Genomic DNA, 17,421 nt, shown 5'->3' on the forward strand with positions numbered 1-17,421 from the left:
CATCTACCTCCTACCAAAGCGGCCAAGCGCGACCGACAATCTGCTCGCGCTTAACGGCATTCCAATAGCGGGAGTCGAAACTTGTTGCAGCCTCGCCGGAAAACCAATATTCGTTTTCTTGCAGCGTCAATGAGCGGCTAAATTCTGTTTCAGCCACACCAAGACGCTGGGCTAATGCCATGCCGGTAGAGACTTGAGCACCATTCACCAGCACATGCTCAGGAGTCACATTGACTTCATCCCCAGGCATCCCTGTTAGGCGTTTCAGCATACGAGTACCGTCGTTATATAACGGAGCAAGTCCTTTTGAGTGGAAGGCATACAAACCATCCTTAACGGGCTCTTTATTCCATAGGTCAATCAGGTACACCGTGGTATCAGGCAGGCAGCGCTCTTGCTGGGTATCAATACCTATTCGGTAGCGCATCATGGCGTAGGTGCCTACCAAGGCCATGATTAACGCAAGAACGGTCAACCGGATGAGGTATGGCCGCCAAGGCATTCTTTTACGGAGTATCTGCATGAGACACCTCCTTTGAGCCTACTGGCACGAATACAGAATCATCTGCACCCACCACCGCTTGGGCATCCAGCACGATAAAACCGGCTGCTTTTAACTTTTCAATTTGCTGATTGGTCTGAAACAACCTGGATTCGATGTCTTGTTCGCTGGCATTAGGACCCAGTGACAACACCGCCTCCCCAAAATCCACGACTGCAATGGGCGTACTTAACGCCAACTGGCTGTGGATGGGTTCGAGTGTTTTCATTAAGAGCCAACTGGTCATTAAACCGCTACCAGCAATAGACAAAGTAATAGAGGCCATAAATGGCCAAAGCGTGGTCTTATTCATAGCCTCGCTCCTTTAACAACTGGGAGATGGCATCAGCAACAGAAAGGCCTTTGCGCGTTAACTGCTTAATCGCGTTTACATCTTCTGCACGGGACGAGTACAACAGCTTGTGAAACGGATCGACGATGAGGCGGCCAATCCCGGTGCCCATCTCGGTAATAAAGAAAATTTCGGAATAGACACCCGTGACGGTATGAACCGTTTTCAGGTACTCATAACCGCCTTCACCTAATGGCAAACGGCCTTCTTTTTTGAGCGCGTTGATGGTTTCGGCTTTTTGGCCAAGCAGGTACATATTGGCCGAGTTTTCAGCGATGGCTTTTCCTGTAGGGCTGTCATACAAATCGTTGACCGACTGCGTTACCGTCACAGCACTGCCGCCATATTTTCGAAATCGACGGTAACCCGTTTCGATGAACTTACCGACATCACCTTGAGTCAGCAGATCCCAGGCTTCGTCAATGAACACAATCTTGCGACGATCCCGCTCACCTAAGTACATCTCTTGTTGGATTTGGTAGATAAGCTGAAGCAACACCACTTGTTGCAGGTGCTTGCGCCCCTTGAGCTCTTCTAACTCCAAAACGGTGAAACGGTTTTTGAAGCGAATATTGTTGTGGCCATTAAAGAAGCGGCCATATTCGCCCTGTGTCGTAAACGGATAGAGCTGCTCACCCACGTCCTGCACACGTCGGTCTTCATGATTTTTTAAAGCCTCTGCCACATCATCAACTAACATGGCACGACCTTTTTTCTCCCACAGCTCACGGGTCTGACGCTTTAGGTTGGCCATCTGAAAATCGGTTAATGACTGCGTAGGCGCGGCCATTGCGGCCAATAACCCAACCAAAACATCCGCTTCTTCGTCATAGTCCTCAACGATTTCAAACGGGTTTAAGCAAATGCCACTGTCCCGCCCGAACTGTAAGAACTCTCCGTCATAAACTTCACACAGTTTTTCATAGGAGCGGCCAACATCAATCACCCAGCATTGCCCGCCTTCAGATAAGTAGGAGGAGATGATTTCGTTCACCAGGAATGACTTACCCGAACCCGATTGCGCTGCTATGCAACAGTTGTAATTACTGCCCGAGTCATAAAGGGATACACTCATGATCTGGCCATTACGGGAAACAAAGTTAATCACCGGCGTGCCAGTGCCTTTCCAATCCGCAAACAAAGGCAAGAGAGGGATCACATGCCGTGTCGCCATGGTCTTGAATCGAAACAAGTCGTTCATCGCCTGGCGATCAGCACCAAATGGCAAGGCATTCAGGAAAATGGGCAAACAGAAGTACTTGTCTTCCATCAGCTCAAATCCGAGTTCTTTGAAATAGGTTCGAGCATTTGAAACAGAGCTGATCGACGCCTCTTCCGTCGGGGAAAACAGCGTTAAGGTCATATTTGCCCGAATGGGACGATCACCTTCCTGCAAGGCTTCAAAAAGAACATCAAACCCTTTTTTCTTGGCTGCAAGCACCGGCACAAACTTGAGCATCGGGCCATAGGCCTGATTGACCGCCCATTGACGCTTCGTCTCTAGACGAGATCGCATCGCCTCGGCTGAAGGAAAGTGAATGGTGACATTCAGTAAAAAGCTTCCGCGTAAACCGCGACTGCCCGTCATCATATCGCCCGCAAAACTTGCGGCATGACCAAACCAGATCCGCTCAGGCAAGCGCTTAAACGATAAGGTTTTAACTCGGTAATCACCCAGCATCAGACCTTGGCTATCCACCTTGATAGCTCGGTCATAATCCAACACTTGCTCTCGAAGTGGTTTATCTGCCTCGCTGCGAATTGGAGATGGATTACGCCAAGAAGCATCTTTTCCCCAGTTAAGCTGCGCACTTAATGCCGCGAGCCAGTTTCGGTCAGTCATCTCAGAGACGCGAAAACCAACCGTTGCCAGCGCTTGCGAGAAAGAAGCCCGAAGCGCGGATGCTCGACTCAACTCACGCTCCGTCGGTATAGGACTTTCCAAAGGCAATTTGCAGGTGACGATCAGTTGAAAGTTGCGTACCTGAGTCTGGGTCGATTCTTCTATCGGTTGAACCGTGCCCCCATCGAGGAAATCCGCACGTTTGCGTATCGACGCCCTAAGCAATGGATCGGATTGACGATGCCGTAAGCCCATCATGCGTTGAAGGTCGGTTTGAATATCAGGCGAGGCGTACAGGCCAAATTGCAGCAAAGTGTCTTTTGGCCAGTCGTTGTTGAGTAGAACATTAACCCTGTCTGCAACAGACTCATCACCACCGGGCAAGGGGTCACATAGAAAACCAAAGCCAACACTTTGGTCTTCCATGAAAAACAGTTGCTCATCGTCGGAATAGGCCAACACAGGCAATAGCTCAGAAGCTCGTTGCCCTGAATACAAAGAGGCTTTCATTAACGCCCCTCCAACCAAGCAGAAAGGTCATAAGGACGACCTCGGCTGATGCGACCATCATTGGCGACAATGAAAGGCACGCCTTGAATGCCCAGGATTTGAGCTGTCACCAAGGTACGCTGCATTGGTTCTAAGTTGCAGGCATCATCCTGTTCTAGGTTACCAATCCGGCCATTGAGCAATGCATCGGTGGCCGCTTTCTTGTCACGCGCACAGCCAAGCTGGCGAACCTGACGCTCTGAATCAGGACCAAGCACTGGCACAGGGAGAATTTGGAAGGTGTATTCTTTGGTTAGTGGTAAGGCTTGTTTCAAAAGCTCATGGCAATGCGGGCACCGAGGGTCAACAAAGACCACCACTTTCTTTTTGCCTTCACCCAGCGTCAGTGGATTTAAATCATCCATTTTTAAACCAAGACGACTTAAGTCCAGTGTGTTTCCCGCTTCTCGAATTTCTTCAAGGCTGGTAAGCGGCTTTTTAGACCAGGCATCATAGAGTGTGCCATCAATGACGAACCGGCCACTGTCTGACATGAAAACAATACGGCCATTACTTTCAACCGCTTTCATACCCGTGACAGGTAAAGAAACCATGCCGTCAATTTTGCCAACGGGCGACACTTCAGACACAGGTTCAGCTTGAACCAATGGAGACAGCGCAAGCGCCAGAATAATTGGAGATAGTTTTCGCATGAGGAGTCCTCGTTAATGTAAATCGAGGCTCCAGTCTATGCAGTTGTCCTATGTGGACTCGGTTAGATAGATTGAAGAAATCGCAATCTAACTAGGGGGCTTATAGCTCGTTGAGGTTTGTTATAAACGAATTACTCGGCGTTTGCGTTAACAAGCCAATCATCAAGCACTTGCTTTAATTTATCTAATTGCTCTTGATGTTTTGCTTGATTCTTTGCCAATTTGTTAATGTTCTGCAACTTCCAACGAATCGCTGGCAAGTCTGCTGCATTAGGATAGTCAAACAATGCCCAGTCAGGTTGCCCTCTTTTGAATGACATAAGGAAAGCATGATCCCTTTCTGTGAAATGTTTTTGCAGTTCAATTAACATCATGGGCCTAACAGAGGCTAAGTCTTCGCATTCAACTTTTTCAAAAGTCATTCCGTCAAATTCTGCCTGAAATTTCTCATTCAGAGGCTGCCAGTTTGGCGACATGACTTCATTAATGGGCCGAGGGTGACTTAATGTATAGGTTAAAAAACCCACCAAAATCTCTCTCGAAATCCCTTCACTGCCAAGTAACATACGCACATCAAATATGTCGCGAGGATGTTGGCGATCCATTGCAGCACACAATTTCCCACCATACAGATCGGGAAGACTGACTACCTGAATCTCAGCATAACCAAACTCGTTTTCAACAGACTCTTTAACTGGCATTATCTCTGCACTATGCAATGTACCTCTGGCGACGGGCGACACTTCAATTTTGATTGTCGCAACCGGACTTGATACAACGATTCTCAGTTCATCAGCTTTATTATCCTGAAATGCCGCTCGGATTTCTGGTTGAGTATTTATTCTGTCTGTAATCCGCTGCAATGCAGCTCTGACATTAACCAAAGCCTCATCTCTTGGTTCAAGTGGAAGATAAGCAAGATCAATATCTACAGATAACCGAGGAAAATCTCTCACAAATAAATTAATGGCGGTGCCACCTTTAAGTGCAAAAACCGTCTCTGTTGCTACCACAGGAAGCATTCTTATGAGCAAGGAAACCTGTTTGTAATATGGGCTATCTTTATCCATTATGTTGCTCACCTTTTTTGACGCTTAATATCTCTGGCACTGTGATTTGATATCGCTCATCAAAACGTCCTTTTTCGACAACCTGCCGCTTTCCTGCTCCCAATTTAATTCTTGTTTCATCTATGCGATTGACCCACTGGTGATCGTAGTATCGACCCAGAAATAGAAATATTCGGTTTGCCTGAACAGAACTGCTTCGTTCAAGAATATCTTGTACTTTTCTAGGGCTAAGATTGACTAAACCCTGAAATAATTCTGCGACATGCTCAAATGAAATCAGCTTCCCAATCCCGTCTACCACTTCATAGGCAGCAAGTTCTGCACAGCTGACAGTGAGTTCTTTCTCTTTAACCGTGATCCTTTTCAAATCTTTCTCGGGATTCACTTCAAGCTTATGGTTTCCACAGTAAAACCAATTCTGATAAGGGAATTCACGAAACCATTTTGGTAAGGACGACTTGTTTTTAACGCAAATCCAAACTTGCTCTTTGTTCAGCTGTAAATAGTGACTCAGTCCTTGGTGAGTTAAGCTGCTCAATCCAGCCAAATGAACTGAAACGCCCAATTGCACATCTAATGCTTGAATGGCATCAACCCAAGTTGGCTTCATATCGCCTTGCGCATTTGGACGATAGTACACACCAGAACTAAGCTTCTTCAGCCAACCGTTCTGCGCGTACTTCTGAGCCAACGAGTAGCTCACGCCGTTTTCAGTCAGCCATTGCTGAAGTACTAGCGCACCAGGAGAAGTATGAGCAACAAGCCAGTTTATCTTAGATGACATTTTAACACCAAAAGTATGAATATCACGAACAGTATAAACCATATAGTTTATTGTGACAGTGATTTTAACACTTTAGGTATTAATATACCAAATACTGTAAACCAAGCCCGCTAATGCGGCGTTGTTGAAATGAAAAGGTCTACACAACACCACCAATAACCCGATGTTGTGTAGACCTAGTTTGATTACCTTAAGTGAACTGCCTACTGTGGCTCACATTCAGGTGCCCAGTAAAACGGCGCTGATTGCTGGAACTGTTGTGCCAATGACTTCTTGAGTGCTAGCAACAACAGGTAAGGTTGCAGACATAACACTTTCAACGACGGTTGGCGTATTGTAGAGACCCATACCGCCACCAATGCCCAAGGCAAAAGCCATCAAGCTTTGGCGAGCGATACCGCCCACAATACCCACCAGAACCATGGCTCCCGCTACGATCCGTCCCAAAGTACCTTGGGTCCAATCTTTTAGGGTATCCCACACATCAGTGAAAGCATCACCACCGGTGCCCGCAAATGAGGGCTCCGAAATCATTAACGCCATTAAACCAAGCGCACCAATGGTCATTAGGCGCTGAGTTTGAATGGTGCGAACTGCATTTGTCATTCGTTAGTTTCTCCGTAGATACTCAAGTTATCGCGCTTACCATCAGCTCCCGCTGAGGCTGAATCGCTTTGAGTCTGAAGTGGACGTAGCACTGGCGAAACCGTTCGAGGTGCTGACACCCCAATATCCCACCGGCGCGGTTCAATTTCGGTAAACACGTAGCTGGATAAATTCAGATCTCCACGTTCATCCTCCCAAGGCGCAATCCAAATTCGCATCACCCTTGAAGGAATGCGAATAGGTGCAGACTGCTGCGTCTCAGGTAATGCTGGATGGCTCAGCAGTCCTGTCTCTAAATCAGATTGTGAATACCCAGAGGGAGAACCAATTCGAGTCGCCACAGCATCAATCGTCTTGGGTGCAGCGCCATTACTGGTAAGCTCATAGACTTCACGAGCGGATAAACAGCGCACACCGTCAGGCATACCTGGGCATCCATATTCACTACTCCCAAGACCCAATGAACTACAGCCAGACAATAAGGTTGAGCCGACTGCCAATAAAAGTAATCCAGCTTTAGACCACTGTTTTGACTGGTGCTTTGGGTTGTTCTGCATTGATGTCGTCATGGTTCACTCTCCTCTGGATACACATCTTATTGTCTGAAACGGACTTCGATCGGTTAGCAACATGCAGGATTTTTTCATCTTCTTGCACCTACCCCTTGTGAAGTGGCCAATGACAACGAGGCCCCACGAGTGACTATGACTTCAATTTTCCTTGCAGCGTCTACCTCTATGACTGGGAACATATTTTCAGCCATGTCCAAATAGAACTTGGCCACTCGATCCAATGCTTTACCTGTGCCTTTAATCGCAGCGCCTTGTAATGCTTCTTGGCTCATGACTTGCTGGTACAGCTGAGTATCACCGGCATTACCCGTCTGAATCGTTGGTACAGGATTCACATCAAATGCGCCAGCCAAGCCCTGAAGGAATCCGGCCATCATCGATTTGGCCACCAGCTGGCCTTGTTTCGACACTAATCGGCCACGAATACCGGCTTTGCCGTCTTCACCCACGGCATAAGAATCCAGTCGTGTTTCAATGACGCCACCATCTTCTCTCACACATGAAATGGTCTCGCCTCGCAAATAAGCACGCTCAGAGCTCAAATCACCGTAACCTGCGGCGATCAAGAAACACTCTTTGATATCCGCTCTAAATCGGTTAGGTAAAATGGCTTCCTTTTGAATCCTCAGCAATGCAGGAAAAGGTTCACGTCTTGCAGACTCGTGAGTAGGTGCGTCCAAACCCGTGATCAAAGTACCTGAGATGATGCTGCCCGCCGGTAGATACAAAGGCGGCGCTTCTTGCACTACAACTTCTGGCTCGACAACCACTTCAGGCTCAATCATACGAATCGTGATTGGCGGCAATGGAACATCCCGTGCTCGTGAACCTTGGCCACTGGCTGGCTGCTGATAGAGCGGATCTGGCAGCGGCGCATTGGCAAAATAGTCGTCTGGGTTAGACGGCAGTGGCTTTTCTTCTTTAGGTAATTCCATGGCAGATAAAGGCACTTCAAAACGGCTATTTGTGCCTTCAACTGCTGAATCACCTCCAGCGCGAACATCATCAAGCTCCGCTCGAAGGCGAGCCAACTCCGCATTAACCTCACTTGGTATTGAAGGCGAACCTGGGCTTAGCCGTCCTGAATCGACGTCACGACGCAAGCGCTCAACTTCACGACGTAACTGTTCATTGCGCTCACTGAGTAGTTTTACGTTCGCAGCCAAACTATCGACCCCAACATCACGAGTATTGGTATCCGTAAGAATGTGCCGGATCGTTTCCTGTCGGTTCCGACTGCTTGAGCCATCGTCAGGATTAGGTGAAAACACCGTCACCATAAGAATGAGACCACCAGCAATACCAGCAACCGATAGGCCACGCTTCATGTTCGGGCTCATTTGTTCCCATTGTGCTTTCATCGTTATTCACCTCCCACAAGAAGCGAAGGTCGCTGACTTTCCACCGCTTCTTCACGATGATTGCGAACAACCACATACAACTCAGTCTTTTCACCCGGCAACAAGATATTGCGAGGCCAGTAGGCGCTTGCCACTATATCTGGTGCATGACAGGCTATTTCACTGGCTTCTATCGGTTCATCAGCAAAGCTTTCAACCAGTCCTACATAGACGGTGAAGTAATGTCCCGTCACAATTTGCCCCTGCTTAAAACCAAACTTTAAGCCTGGCTGAAAACATTTAGGGCTTATGTCTGTTTGGCCAGCCAAACGGATGTCATAACCTTGTGGCAACTCATTTAATGCAAGGCGTCTAAGTAAGTCTCGTAGGTTATCGACGTATGGCTGAGCTGTTTCCCAAGTGGCGGCTTTTCGGTTCACGACGCCCTTAATAGGCCACTGCTGACCATCAATAGCTAAGGTGACTTCACGCGGTGGAATACGACGAGGGACTAAGGTGACAGATAACGCGGGCGCTTCCTGACCAGGCGGAGTGATGTAAAGTGAAACCGGTGATTCTTTGTCCGTGGCCACATATACAACATTCCCCTTGATTTGCGTCTGAGCATCACTGGTTGTTCTCACCTGAGGCGATTCAAACGGCGTCACAATCCGATTCAGATGCCCAAGTGCCACAGGGATCAGTTCATTAACTCCCGGTGTCATCAGTAGTGTTGTTGGCGTATCTGCTGCAACCGTATTGCTTTGAACCGGTGGATTTGCAGTAGCAGACTGTTTCATCACACTGGCTGGCACAATTGGTAATTCCACGTCTGCATACGACGCTTGAGATAACAAGACGCCACTCAAGCTGATTGCGATTAAGCTTGGTGTCATCCATCGACTAATTTTTGTTCGCATCATTCACCCTCCGGTTTTGCTCTTGGGTCAACTTTTCACGAACTCGCTTCGTTCTAGCTTGCCCCTCGTACGTATCCATCCAACTGAGCTTTGGACGGTATTGCTCAATATCGATGTCAAACTCATAAGTGCGAGTTTGGCGCTGTTCATCTCCAGATGGTCCAGAGACCAATGAATAACCGGTCACAAAGACATGGCCGGTTTCATACTCATACTCCACTTGTCTGGGTTGGAATTTGAGCGTGACTCGGTCTTCACGGATTTGTCTTGCCTGAATCTCCAGTGCATCGACCACTTGCTGGTACACCGCAGGTGAAAGTAGCGGCTCGATAGCAACCCGGATAAAGGACACATTGCCCGGCGTCACGTTGCCCATAAGCTCAGCTAGGTAGAGCCCCCAGGATTCCAGGTAAGGCTGAGTGGCTTGGTTTCGTGACACTTCAGCCGTTTCAGACAAGGTTGGTGGTTGAATGGCTACCACGGTATTGCGAGAAAATGCCGCTACCGCAAGTAGCAAGTTTGATAGCACCAGCACCGCTATCAGGAACCGTTGCCATCGGTTCTCTAATTGCGTGCCTTGCCATGATTTTAAAAACACGTCGAACTTCACGGCAGATAGCTCCTGATAAATGGGTTTGGGATCGTCTTGGCCTTGGTTGGCAGCAGTCCGGCCCAGTAGATGGCGTGAAGAATAAAACCATCCGGGCGACCATCACGAAAACGCCGATAGAGCTTGGTTGTCACCAACCCCAACAGGCATAAAACCAAGGCATTACCGGTAAAAATGCCGATCACTAGCCCCAACAGAATGGGAGCCATCTCGTCGGCACTCCAAAGCAGGAAGTGCGGCGGGTCATCGATATAGGACGGAATACTCACAGGTTCCATAGTCACTCCTCGTTGTTTGAATTGAGAAGTGAAGGATGCCCCGAAATAACTCAGGGCTGTGGTCAGGTAGATATCGAATTCTTGAAGGTTTTGAACTATCGAGCGCTAGTTCATCTGTTCTAGGGAGGTGGTTGTCTTAAAAATTGATATTTCTGACATTTGACTTATTGATTTGCTTAGTCAAATCGTAACTGGTTAACTGAGCTACTATCTGCTCTGAAACACCTAAATCGTTTGCAATATCAAAAATCGAAATACCCAGATGCTCGTTAAGCTGATCTATTGCAGCTGATAAAAGCTCTGGCTGTTCCATTGGTATTTGATCATCCAAGTCTTCTGTTTTCGATTGACCCGATTTATTCAAATAAACATTGGCGGTTCTGTACTGTTGCGACGAAATTAACCCAAGATAATTAGCTCGATAAATTATTGCTCTCGCACTAACACGCCATCTAAGTTTCAATGCAAAGATTTTCTCCCACCTGATTCGAACAGGTCCCACACATTGAGGAAACTCTTTCAGAAAAGCCTTACGTGGAAAAAGAAACGCACTTGCAAAAGCATCAGCTTCTCTCTCTGTTTTAGCACACCCAGTTTCTACACCTTGATGCAAAACCAAATGGCCACATTCATGCGCCAAATCAAAGCGCATTCTACAGCAGCTTTCCTTCGCATTATTTCTTACTATGATGGGTCTTTTTCGATTCATTGATAACGCATCAACTTTATCTGAAACACCATCAAAGCAAGTGATTACAGCGCCATTATTCTCCAGTACTCTTACCATGTTTGTAACTGGTGCATCCAATCCCAGACCCCAGTTAATACGACATTGCTCCGCTGCTCTTTCGATATCCTCCGCACTCAGATCTGATTCTTCAAAATCAATAAAATTGGCAACAGGCAACTCAAGATGATCTTCAATAATCTCAACTAATAGTTCAAAAATGGTGCCCAGAGCCAATACTCGATTTGCAAGTCCAACTGGTGTTGTTTTGCGCTTGCGAAAGTGGCATTGCTCATACTTAACATCATTTTGTGGTTTCTTAAAAAAGAAATCACTTTTCACTTTTAATACTTCAGCCAATGCTAAAAGCAGGTCTTCAGCAGGTGGTTTAACACCTGCTTCAAGCTGATGTATAAACTGACGACTGACCGCAACTAACTCACCAAGTTCTTGTTGAGTAATTCCGGCCATCAATCTCGCCAGTCTTAGTTTTTCACCAAAAAATTCGTTATTCATGATTTACTGCATTTTTCGACTTTTTCTTAATTTTGATTTTAGAAACAGCCGATTCAAGTTCAACACCATGAGAAACATTCTCATCAGTATCTGTTATTAACGTAACCTTAGAATTCATTGGCACTTCCCAGTTGACTACAATTTCACCAACATCGCTATAACCAACGAAAAAGGCGCGATCTACACATTTAGTTTGATCAGTGCTCAGAACAAAAAACCAAATGATCTCTGACGGACTATCTTGTGTTGAAAATAACTCCATTTGCATCATAGCTTCGTGGGAACGTATCAGTTTCCCTGATGGGAGTTTGTCAGGCTGACCTTTCCAGAAACGAACTGGAACGTCAGCGATACTAAACGTAAACCTCCCTTTCGGAGTCAGTATCTTAAGCCAATCAACTTCAAGTGACTTTCTTACTAAATGTGTACAACAACACTCATAGGACCTTATGCCCAATGATTTGTTGGTGTCACCCAAATCTCTGTTGTGTAAATCTACAACTTCTGCTCGAACATCTGCTAAAAGCTGAGCAACTTCAATTAGCTGACTTTCTTTAAAATTAGGGTTTAGTGTCATCGGTGTATTCAAATTTGTTACCTCAGGTAGTAAAGCAATAGGATTAGATACCATGGACAATAATATGCTAATTTTTAAATTTGTCAACCTACCACCAACTTGTTAACCAGAGACTAAAATGTAAACTAAATTTTCTTCTGCAAGTGTCTTAACGCCAACCCCGCCATCAATGCTAAACCGATGATCAACGACGGTAACACCACCGGTGGAATAGCCAGCGGGGCGAACAATCCCATAAACAGCAAGATGACGCCTGAGCCCAGGATAATCATGCTGTAGCGGTGAATGATAGGGCTCGAAAAATCAAAGGTTGTTTTCTTAATCTTCCATGTCATCAAGCCGTCCCACAGTGCTGGTAACATTAGAATAAGCGCAAAGGGCAACCAGACCATCAGCAAAGCAAATCGAGTGAACACTTGGTACAACACATCAAAAAATGCCTGAATACGGTCTTCTACCCAGACAAACCAAAAGCCTCCCATGTTCTCCATCCCTTTAGAGCGCAGTCGCTGCTCTTCAGTGGGGATTAGAAAATCACGCACAGATTGCTCCATCTGCGTATCCACAACCCATGACTGATACCAGCGATGGCTAGTTTGACCAATCCAATAGCTTGTTTGAGCGCCCAATTGATTTTGGATCATCTGCTTCTCTTTACTAATGACCCGGCCAGTCCAATCACCGGGCACTAACACGCCAATGGCAATAATCTCCAACATCAGTGCCAGACACAGCAGCCAAACCGACTTATGCTTGCTCATGCCAAACATCCTCTTCTACTCGCGCCAGCATGGCTGCAACGGTTGGCGTCATAATCCGGGCTTTAATCACTTGCTGAAGCCGCTTTGTCGTCGTATGACCAGTGACATAACGCACGTCGATGCGTCCTTCAGCCAGATACGCCATCCGATTTGGACGATTACGCATCCAGGTGTGGAAATACACACCATCCACGGCGGCCCACTCGAAATGGTCAGGATCACGCAGGCGAATCCCCGTTAAAGCACTGGCGGCAGTCCAGGTCAAGGCCTCAATGAAATGCCAAAGGCGTACACTGTCATCATCACAACTGACTTCTTCATAACTGCCCAAGCCATTACACAGACACAAATCAAAGATGGAATGGCCATCTAAAGTGAGCGCATCTGTTAAATAGTCCGCCAAACAGTGCACTGAGGCCAAAGCATGAGGCCAGTCGGTTTCAAGCAGTCTTAGAGCTTCCTTGAACTGGGGATTATGTTGCTGCCACTGAGCAATCATTTCTTTACTGGTAAGTGTTGTCATTTTCAGACAGACAGAATGATGCATACAGACTCCTTATGCTGCCTGTGTAGAGCTGGTTAAAATAGGAATGCGACCTTTGATCACGCGGCCACCTGAAAGCTTGGCGATGTACTCCAGGTTGGGGAGCTGACCTAATAACTGCGGTGGAAACATATCGCCTTCTTCCTCCATCAAGCGTTCGCCATGATTGCCGGTAAACAACGCGGGGCTATCCGAGTTAGACGACATACCTTGAGTTTGCATGATGTACTGCAACCGAGTTTTAGGCAGATTGTCGGTAATGTACTGCTGCGTTTCGGCATCCATCACCCGAAGGGCTATCAGGTTGTTGATGTTACCTAACACCTGGCGAGCCTTAGCTTCACTGCCTGTACGAGCGGCAAAGTCAGCAAAGGTCTGAGTAGCAATCACACAACGCATTTTTGCGCCACGGCCTTTGTTGAGCAGTTGAATGAAGGGATCGTTGACGACTTCAGCCGCCTCATCGATGAAGATATTTACGGGACGATTTTCCACACCATAGTTATAGCGGTCACCGGCCACAGCGGTAAGATCGGATAAAAGCAACGAACCAATGGCGCTGCCAACCATGGCGTCGGTTAATGAATCCAAGCCGATATACGCCACTTGGGCATTGTTGATAATACGGCCAGAATCCGTAATTAACCGGCTGTCATCCACGTCGTTTGCAATAGGTGATAACAGTGGACCTAGTTCACTTGAGGTGAGCATATTGAGCACCGGCATCAGTGAAGCCACCATCTTGGAATAGTGGGTTCTGTCATGTTCAAACATGCTCAAAAGGCCTTCCAAATCAGTATTGGCGGCAACAGGCTGAATGCGTTCATAGTAAAAAAGCAGCATCGCCATAGCTTGTTTTGCCAAGGTATTAGCCTTTTCGGTAAAGCGCTTAATCTCCACACTAAAGTTTGGATACACCTGCTCCCCCCAGGCTGTGACGGCTTTTACTACCAAGCCTTCTGGGCCACCTTCCAAGAATCGCCTCAGTGTTTTCAGATCAGGACGTTGTGACGTAAGCAACAAACCTTGCACTATGTTGTTCAATGCCATTTGGCCAAAGGCTTTAAATGGATCAGCCCCGGTTTCAGATGGGATTAGTGCCGCAATACGGCTGGCAATTTCAGTGCCCCGGTTAAAGTTTCTCAGGGGATTAAGGCGTACTGAATGCTCTGGAAAACCCGGATGAAAATACACAAAGCGCTCTGGACTACCGGCGGCAATACAAGCTCGCTGCGCATTATCCTTAAGTTCCTTGTCTCCCTTAGGGTCAATAATAATCACGGCTTCATTACGCAAAATGGCCTGGGTGATCATCGCATCAAAGCATCGGGTTTTTCCGGCACCGGTCGTACCGACAATTAAGGTATGGCCTTCTGTGTGACCAACTGGCTGATACACATCTTCTTCTTTGGGCTCGACACCATGAATCCAGGTCGAACCCATTTGTTTGCCGTGACCTTGGTTAAGCAAGGTTTGCTTATCCCTTTTTAGAATTTCATAAGCGCGTTGAGCATGACGTTGGTCCCACTCAAAGCCATACCCTAACCACAATTCATCAGGATGTTTTGCCATCACCTTTTGTAAATGCGAAAGCTCCATAAAAGCCAATGGCTTACCTTTTAATCCTATCTGCAACTTATAAAGACGGTAAGCCTCAGGCAGGCGATACAACGCCATGCCCGAGGAAATCCCTGTCATCCACCAAAATGGCTCAGGTGGTAGCTCAGTCAGCATTTCTGCGGCAATCGCCCCAGTGGCCCCAACCAGCCAGCCTGCTGCTGCCATGGCTTCATAATTCGTGCGCCAAGGCATCTCATATGCGTTTTCTTTCATTCATGCTCCGCAAATAACCGTTTGCAATCCGCTTAATTTCAAATGGATTAACGTTTAGCGTGAGCGGTAAACAGAACCGTTTCCCCCTCATCAAACTGGCATTCGTCACTGGCCGAGATCCCCCGAAGCAGCTGTCCGGCTGGAATACCATGCTCATTGGCGACTAGGCGTAGGGTTTGAATTGTGACGCGAATACCATCGGCACTATGATCCACGTCTGGGTAATCGCCATCGGTCAGTAAGATGGGCAAATCTTTCACAAAATTAACCATCTGTTGGCGCTGTGCGTGTTTGGGGTCTGTACATGAGTTCGTATTGGGCGCAATCGGCTTTTGCTTACGCTCCGCTCTTTTGGCGGGCTCCTTTGCTTGGGCATTGGTTGTCTCAGTTCGACTCGGACGCTGTGAAGCCTCATCGTTCTGAATTACTGACACTGATTCTGCGTCTTGATTGGAGAGGTCTATCAGTGCAGTAAGCCCTTTAGAAATCGATACTTTCAGCAGTAACCCTTGCTCCTGAACGCCATCATTCGTAGTCACAGTTCTGGCCTTACGTGTCGGGTTTGCTGGATCTAGTTCAAGCCAATCTAATTGACTGAGTTCAGCAAGCAGTTTTCGGGGAGCGCACCAGCGCCTTACGGCATCGGGATAGCGGATCAGTATCTGTTCACCAACCATAACCAACGCACTGCTGGCCTCTGGGAGCCACGCCAAAGATTCAGGGAGATTCAATGCCTCTGCATCGTGCTGGTTTGCGTTATTCGCGATTGCAGCATCGCTTGAATGGTGAGGCTTTTCGCATCCATCACCTGGAACATTTTCATTTGCCTGAAGGTGATTAACATCACTGGCATGACGAAGTTCATCATCTTGTTCGGACGATTTTGTTGATGGCAACTCAGACGAATTGCTGTGTTCAATTGATAATGACTCTTCAGGCAAGTCTGGATGCTCACTGGAACGACTCTGAGGTTCTGCTTGTGTTTGTTGTGTTGCTTCCCACTCAGGTTTACTAAACAGCGTAACACCACTTGGCACATTCGAGCTGAACAATAAATCGGCTTCAGATATATGCAGCATGGGTAACCAGATTGGCTTGTCGTCTTTGATCAGCACTTCAGGGGCAAGGCTTTCATATCGCTCATTTGAGGCGGATTTAGTGGCCAATGCTCGCTCAATGAGGATGTCCGCAAGGGTATCGGGATCTCTTGGTATGCCTGGTATCTTGTCTTTTGCCAATAGCTCAATGATGTCCTTAGCCGCGCTTTTCCAGACCAGGTAAAGATGGGTTGATTGATTTGATTTTCGTACCCAGACTCTGGCGTCTCGCTGATTGACTAACCATTGGGAACTGGCAAGTAATCGCCTCATGGCATCAAGTAGATAGCGTTCGACTGGGACACCAAGGGCATTGTCGTCAACGGAAATACGTTGAGCTTTCAGATCTCGCTGGACACTGGTTTGGTCGGCTTCAATGACCAATTTAGAAAGGACATGCTCGGGATCGGTATTGCCAATTGCTTCCAGCATGGCTTGCAAAATTTCAGGGCCAGGTTGAGTTAACCAGGCGAGCAACTCAGGTGTCATCACCCGGTTTAACACCAGAATTGAAAATTGCTCGTGTCGCTTGCACCGTCCATCGCGCCAGCGAATGAAATAGCGTTCAATACTGTTGTTTGTGGTCCACTGGGTTAAGGTTTCTAAAAAAGGGTTCCACTGATAGCGTCCATCTTCGTCCGTGATGGACAAGTCTGAAACAGGCTTACCAATATCATGGAACAAACCGCCAAGAGCAGCCGCAACACGCCACCTTGGTTCCAGCTCTTTTTTTTCAACAGGTGTGCCACTGGCAACAAAGATGATCCCTTCAGCTGCTTGTGCCGCCCAGAAAGCGACTTCCAACGAATGACGTAATAAACCACCCGCACCACTGTGATGATGATGCTCAGATGCTGGCAGCAAGTGGACATAAGCCGCCAGATGATCAATGCAGGGCTGAATCAGCCTTTGAAACTCACGCTGATTAAAGCCAAGTACCTGGCGCAGTTTGGCAATTAGCTCGTCTTGTGTGGACTGCAAATCCTCGGGTGACGCAGCTGGCAACCCCTTCAGGAATGGCGGGTAGCGTGGAATCTCCGTATCCAGTTGCGATGACAGCTCTGGTAGTGCTTTGGCTTGAAAAAATAGGTTTTTGAACATAGTGAACCTCCGACACGATAGTGTGAAGGTTCAATCCAGTGTTGCTGGTTAATTAGATTCAAAGATTTAATACTTAAATGTGCAGACAATGTATTTAGGTCTTTTTGAACCCGATAAAATAAGCGCGTTGAAATACTAAAATTCAGG

General features: G+C 47.2%; 18 protein-coding genes. All 18 read right to left on the minus strand.

Annotated elements, in window-relative coordinates; genetic code table 11:
* Positions 1-10: 10 nt before the first annotated feature.
* The 18 genes from E5N72_RS15350 to mobH all read right to left on the minus strand — a co-directional run bounded on the left by E5N72_RS15350 (position 11) and on the right by mobH (position 17,274).
* On the minus strand, positions 11-523 hold the full coding sequence (locus E5N72_RS15350; protein WP_025673472.1) for a S26 family signal peptidase: 513 nt from the start codon (positions 521-523) through the stop codon (positions 11-13).
* Positions 507-854 carry a plasmid-related protein gene (locus E5N72_RS15355; protein ID WP_072155948.1) on the minus strand — a complete coding sequence of 116 codons (348 nt, stop codon included), beginning with the start codon at positions 852-854 and terminating at the stop codon, positions 507-509. The genes E5N72_RS15350 and E5N72_RS15355 overlap by 17 nt, the downstream gene beginning before the upstream one ends.
* A complete protein-coding gene (traC, locus tag E5N72_RS15360) occupies positions 847-3,246 on the minus strand; it encodes a type IV secretion system protein TraC (protein WP_135925914.1) in 2,400 nt (799 codons plus the stop codon). The genes E5N72_RS15355 and traC overlap by 8 nt, the downstream gene beginning before the upstream one ends.
* Entirely contained in the window at positions 3,246-3,938 is a 693-nt protein-coding gene (locus E5N72_RS15365) for a DsbC family protein (protein ID WP_001228924.1), read from the minus strand. Before E5N72_RS15365 ends, traC begins: the two co-directional genes overlap by 1 nt.
* Positions 3,939-4,069: 131 nt before the next feature.
* Positions 4,070-5,008, minus strand: coding sequence for a nucleotidyl transferase AbiEii/AbiGii toxin family protein (locus E5N72_RS15370; protein ID WP_135925915.1), 939 nt, complete (start codon positions 5,006-5,008; stop codon positions 4,070-4,072).
* Positions 5,001-5,792: a type IV toxin-antitoxin system AbiEi family antitoxin gene (locus E5N72_RS15375; protein WP_135925916.1), complete on the minus strand. Its 792-nt coding sequence runs from the start codon at positions 5,790-5,792 to the stop codon at positions 5,001-5,003. The genes E5N72_RS15370 and E5N72_RS15375 overlap by 8 nt, the downstream gene beginning before the upstream one ends.
* 219 nt (positions 5,793-6,011) lie before the next feature.
* Positions 6,012-6,398 (minus strand): TraA family conjugative transfer protein, encoded by a 387-nt coding sequence (traA, locus tag E5N72_RS15380; protein WP_000180225.1) that lies wholly within the window; start codon positions 6,396-6,398, stop codon positions 6,012-6,014.
* A complete protein-coding gene (traV, locus tag E5N72_RS15385; RefSeq protein ID WP_135925917.1) occupies positions 6,395-6,967 on the minus strand; it encodes a type IV conjugative transfer system lipoprotein TraV in 573 nt (190 codons plus the stop codon). The genes traA and traV overlap by 4 nt, the downstream gene beginning before the upstream one ends.
* A 74-nt stretch (positions 6,968-7,041) precedes the next feature.
* Positions 7,042-8,331, minus strand: a complete 1,290-nt coding sequence (locus E5N72_RS15390; RefSeq protein WP_135925918.1) for a TraB/VirB10 family protein — start codon at positions 8,329-8,331, stop codon at positions 7,042-7,044.
* 2 nt (positions 8,332-8,333) lie between these two features.
* Positions 8,334-9,230, minus strand: coding sequence for a type-F conjugative transfer system secretin TraK (locus E5N72_RS15395; protein ID WP_135926307.1), 897 nt, complete (start codon positions 9,228-9,230; stop codon positions 8,334-8,336).
* Positions 9,214-9,840, minus strand: coding sequence for a TraE/TraK family type IV conjugative transfer system protein (locus E5N72_RS15400; protein ID WP_135925919.1), 627 nt, complete (start codon positions 9,838-9,840; stop codon positions 9,214-9,216). Before E5N72_RS15400 ends, E5N72_RS15395 begins: the two co-directional genes overlap by 17 nt.
* Positions 9,837-10,118, minus strand: coding sequence for a type IV conjugative transfer system protein TraL (traL, locus tag E5N72_RS15405; protein WP_000433891.1), 282 nt, complete (start codon positions 10,116-10,118; stop codon positions 9,837-9,839). Before traL ends, E5N72_RS15400 begins: the two co-directional genes overlap by 4 nt.
* A gap of 136 nt (positions 10,119-10,254) precedes the next feature.
* Positions 10,255-11,361, minus strand: coding sequence for an XRE family transcriptional regulator (locus tag E5N72_RS15410; RefSeq protein ID WP_117286417.1), 1,107 nt, complete (start codon positions 11,359-11,361; stop codon positions 10,255-10,257).
* Positions 11,354-12,025, minus strand: coding sequence for a hypothetical protein (locus E5N72_RS15415; RefSeq protein ID WP_135925920.1), 672 nt, complete (start codon positions 12,023-12,025; stop codon positions 11,354-11,356). Before E5N72_RS15415 ends, E5N72_RS15410 begins: the two co-directional genes overlap by 8 nt.
* A gap of 38 nt (positions 12,026-12,063) precedes the next feature.
* Positions 12,064-12,699 carry a DUF4400 domain-containing protein gene (locus tag E5N72_RS15420; RefSeq protein WP_135925921.1) on the minus strand — a complete coding sequence of 212 codons (636 nt, stop codon included), beginning with the start codon at positions 12,697-12,699 and terminating at the stop codon, positions 12,064-12,066.
* Positions 12,686-13,246 carry a conjugative transfer protein gene (locus E5N72_RS15425; RefSeq protein ID WP_135925922.1) on the minus strand — a complete coding sequence of 187 codons (561 nt, stop codon included), beginning with the start codon at positions 13,244-13,246 and terminating at the stop codon, positions 12,686-12,688. Before E5N72_RS15425 ends, E5N72_RS15420 begins: the two co-directional genes overlap by 14 nt.
* A gap of 9 nt (positions 13,247-13,255) precedes the next feature.
* Positions 13,256-15,076, minus strand: coding sequence for a conjugative transfer system coupling protein TraD (gene traD, locus E5N72_RS15430; RefSeq protein WP_135925923.1), 1,821 nt, complete (start codon positions 15,074-15,076; stop codon positions 13,256-13,258).
* A 47-nt stretch (positions 15,077-15,123) separates the two neighbouring features.
* Positions 15,124-17,274, minus strand: a complete 2,151-nt coding sequence (gene mobH, locus E5N72_RS15435; protein ID WP_135925924.1) for a MobH family relaxase — start codon at positions 17,272-17,274, stop codon at positions 15,124-15,126.
* Positions 17,275-17,421: the final 147 nt, after the last annotated feature.

This window comes from Pseudoalteromonas sp. MEBiC 03607 (assembly GCF_004792295.1).
GTDB lineage: Bacteria > Pseudomonadota > Gammaproteobacteria > Enterobacterales > Alteromonadaceae > Pseudoalteromonas > Pseudoalteromonas lipolytica_C.

Excerpts from the sequence above, each read along its gene's own strand:
- traV (WP_135925917.1), bottom strand. The coding sequence starts at position 6,967 with ATGACGACATCAATGCAGAACAACCCAAAGCACCAGTCAAAACAGTGG.
- E5N72_RS15420 (WP_135925921.1), bottom strand. The coding sequence starts at position 12,699 with ATGAGCAAGCATAAGTCGGTTTGGCTGCTGTGTCTGGCACTGATGTTG.
- E5N72_RS15410 (WP_117286417.1), bottom strand. The coding sequence starts at position 11,361 with ATGAATAACGAATTTTTTGGTGAAAAACTAAGACTGGCGAGATTGATG.
- traD (WP_135925923.1), bottom strand. The coding sequence starts at position 15,076 with ATGAAAGAAAACGCATATGAGATGCCTTGGCGCACGAATTATGAAGCC.
- E5N72_RS15390 (WP_135925918.1), bottom strand. The coding sequence starts at position 8,331 with ATGAAAGCACAATGGGAACAAATGAGCCCGAACATGAAGCGTGGCCTA.
- E5N72_RS15375 (WP_135925916.1), bottom strand. The coding sequence starts at position 5,792 with ATGTCATCTAAGATAAACTGGCTTGTTGCTCATACTTCTCCTGGTGCG.
- E5N72_RS15355 (WP_072155948.1), bottom strand. The coding sequence starts at position 854 with ATGAATAAGACCACGCTTTGGCCATTTATGGCCTCTATTACTTTGTCT.
- mobH (WP_135925924.1), bottom strand. The coding sequence starts at position 17,274 with ATGTTCAAAAACCTATTTTTTCAAGCCAAAGCACTACCAGAGCTGTCA.
- E5N72_RS15370 (WP_135925915.1), bottom strand. The coding sequence starts at position 5,008 with ATGGATAAAGATAGCCCATATTACAAACAGGTTTCCTTGCTCATAAGA.
- traC (WP_135925914.1), bottom strand. The coding sequence starts at position 3,246 with ATGAAAGCCTCTTTGTATTCAGGGCAACGAGCTTCTGAGCTATTGCCT.
- traL (WP_000433891.1), bottom strand. The coding sequence starts at position 10,118 with ATGGAACCTGTGAGTATTCCGTCCTATATCGATGACCCGCCGCACTTC.
- E5N72_RS15350 (WP_025673472.1), bottom strand. The coding sequence starts at position 523 with ATGCAGATACTCCGTAAAAGAATGCCTTGGCGGCCATACCTCATCCGG.
- E5N72_RS15365 (WP_001228924.1), bottom strand. The coding sequence starts at position 3,938 with ATGCGAAAACTATCTCCAATTATTCTGGCGCTTGCGCTGTCTCCATTG.
- E5N72_RS15395 (WP_135926307.1), bottom strand. The coding sequence starts at position 9,230 with ATGCGAACAAAAATTAGTCGATGGATGACACCAAGCTTAATCGCAATC.
- E5N72_RS15425 (WP_135925922.1), bottom strand. The coding sequence starts at position 13,246 with ATGCATCATTCTGTCTGTCTGAAAATGACAACACTTACCAGTAAAGAA.
- traA (WP_000180225.1), bottom strand. The coding sequence starts at position 6,398 with ATGACAAATGCAGTTCGCACCATTCAAACTCAGCGCCTAATGACCATT.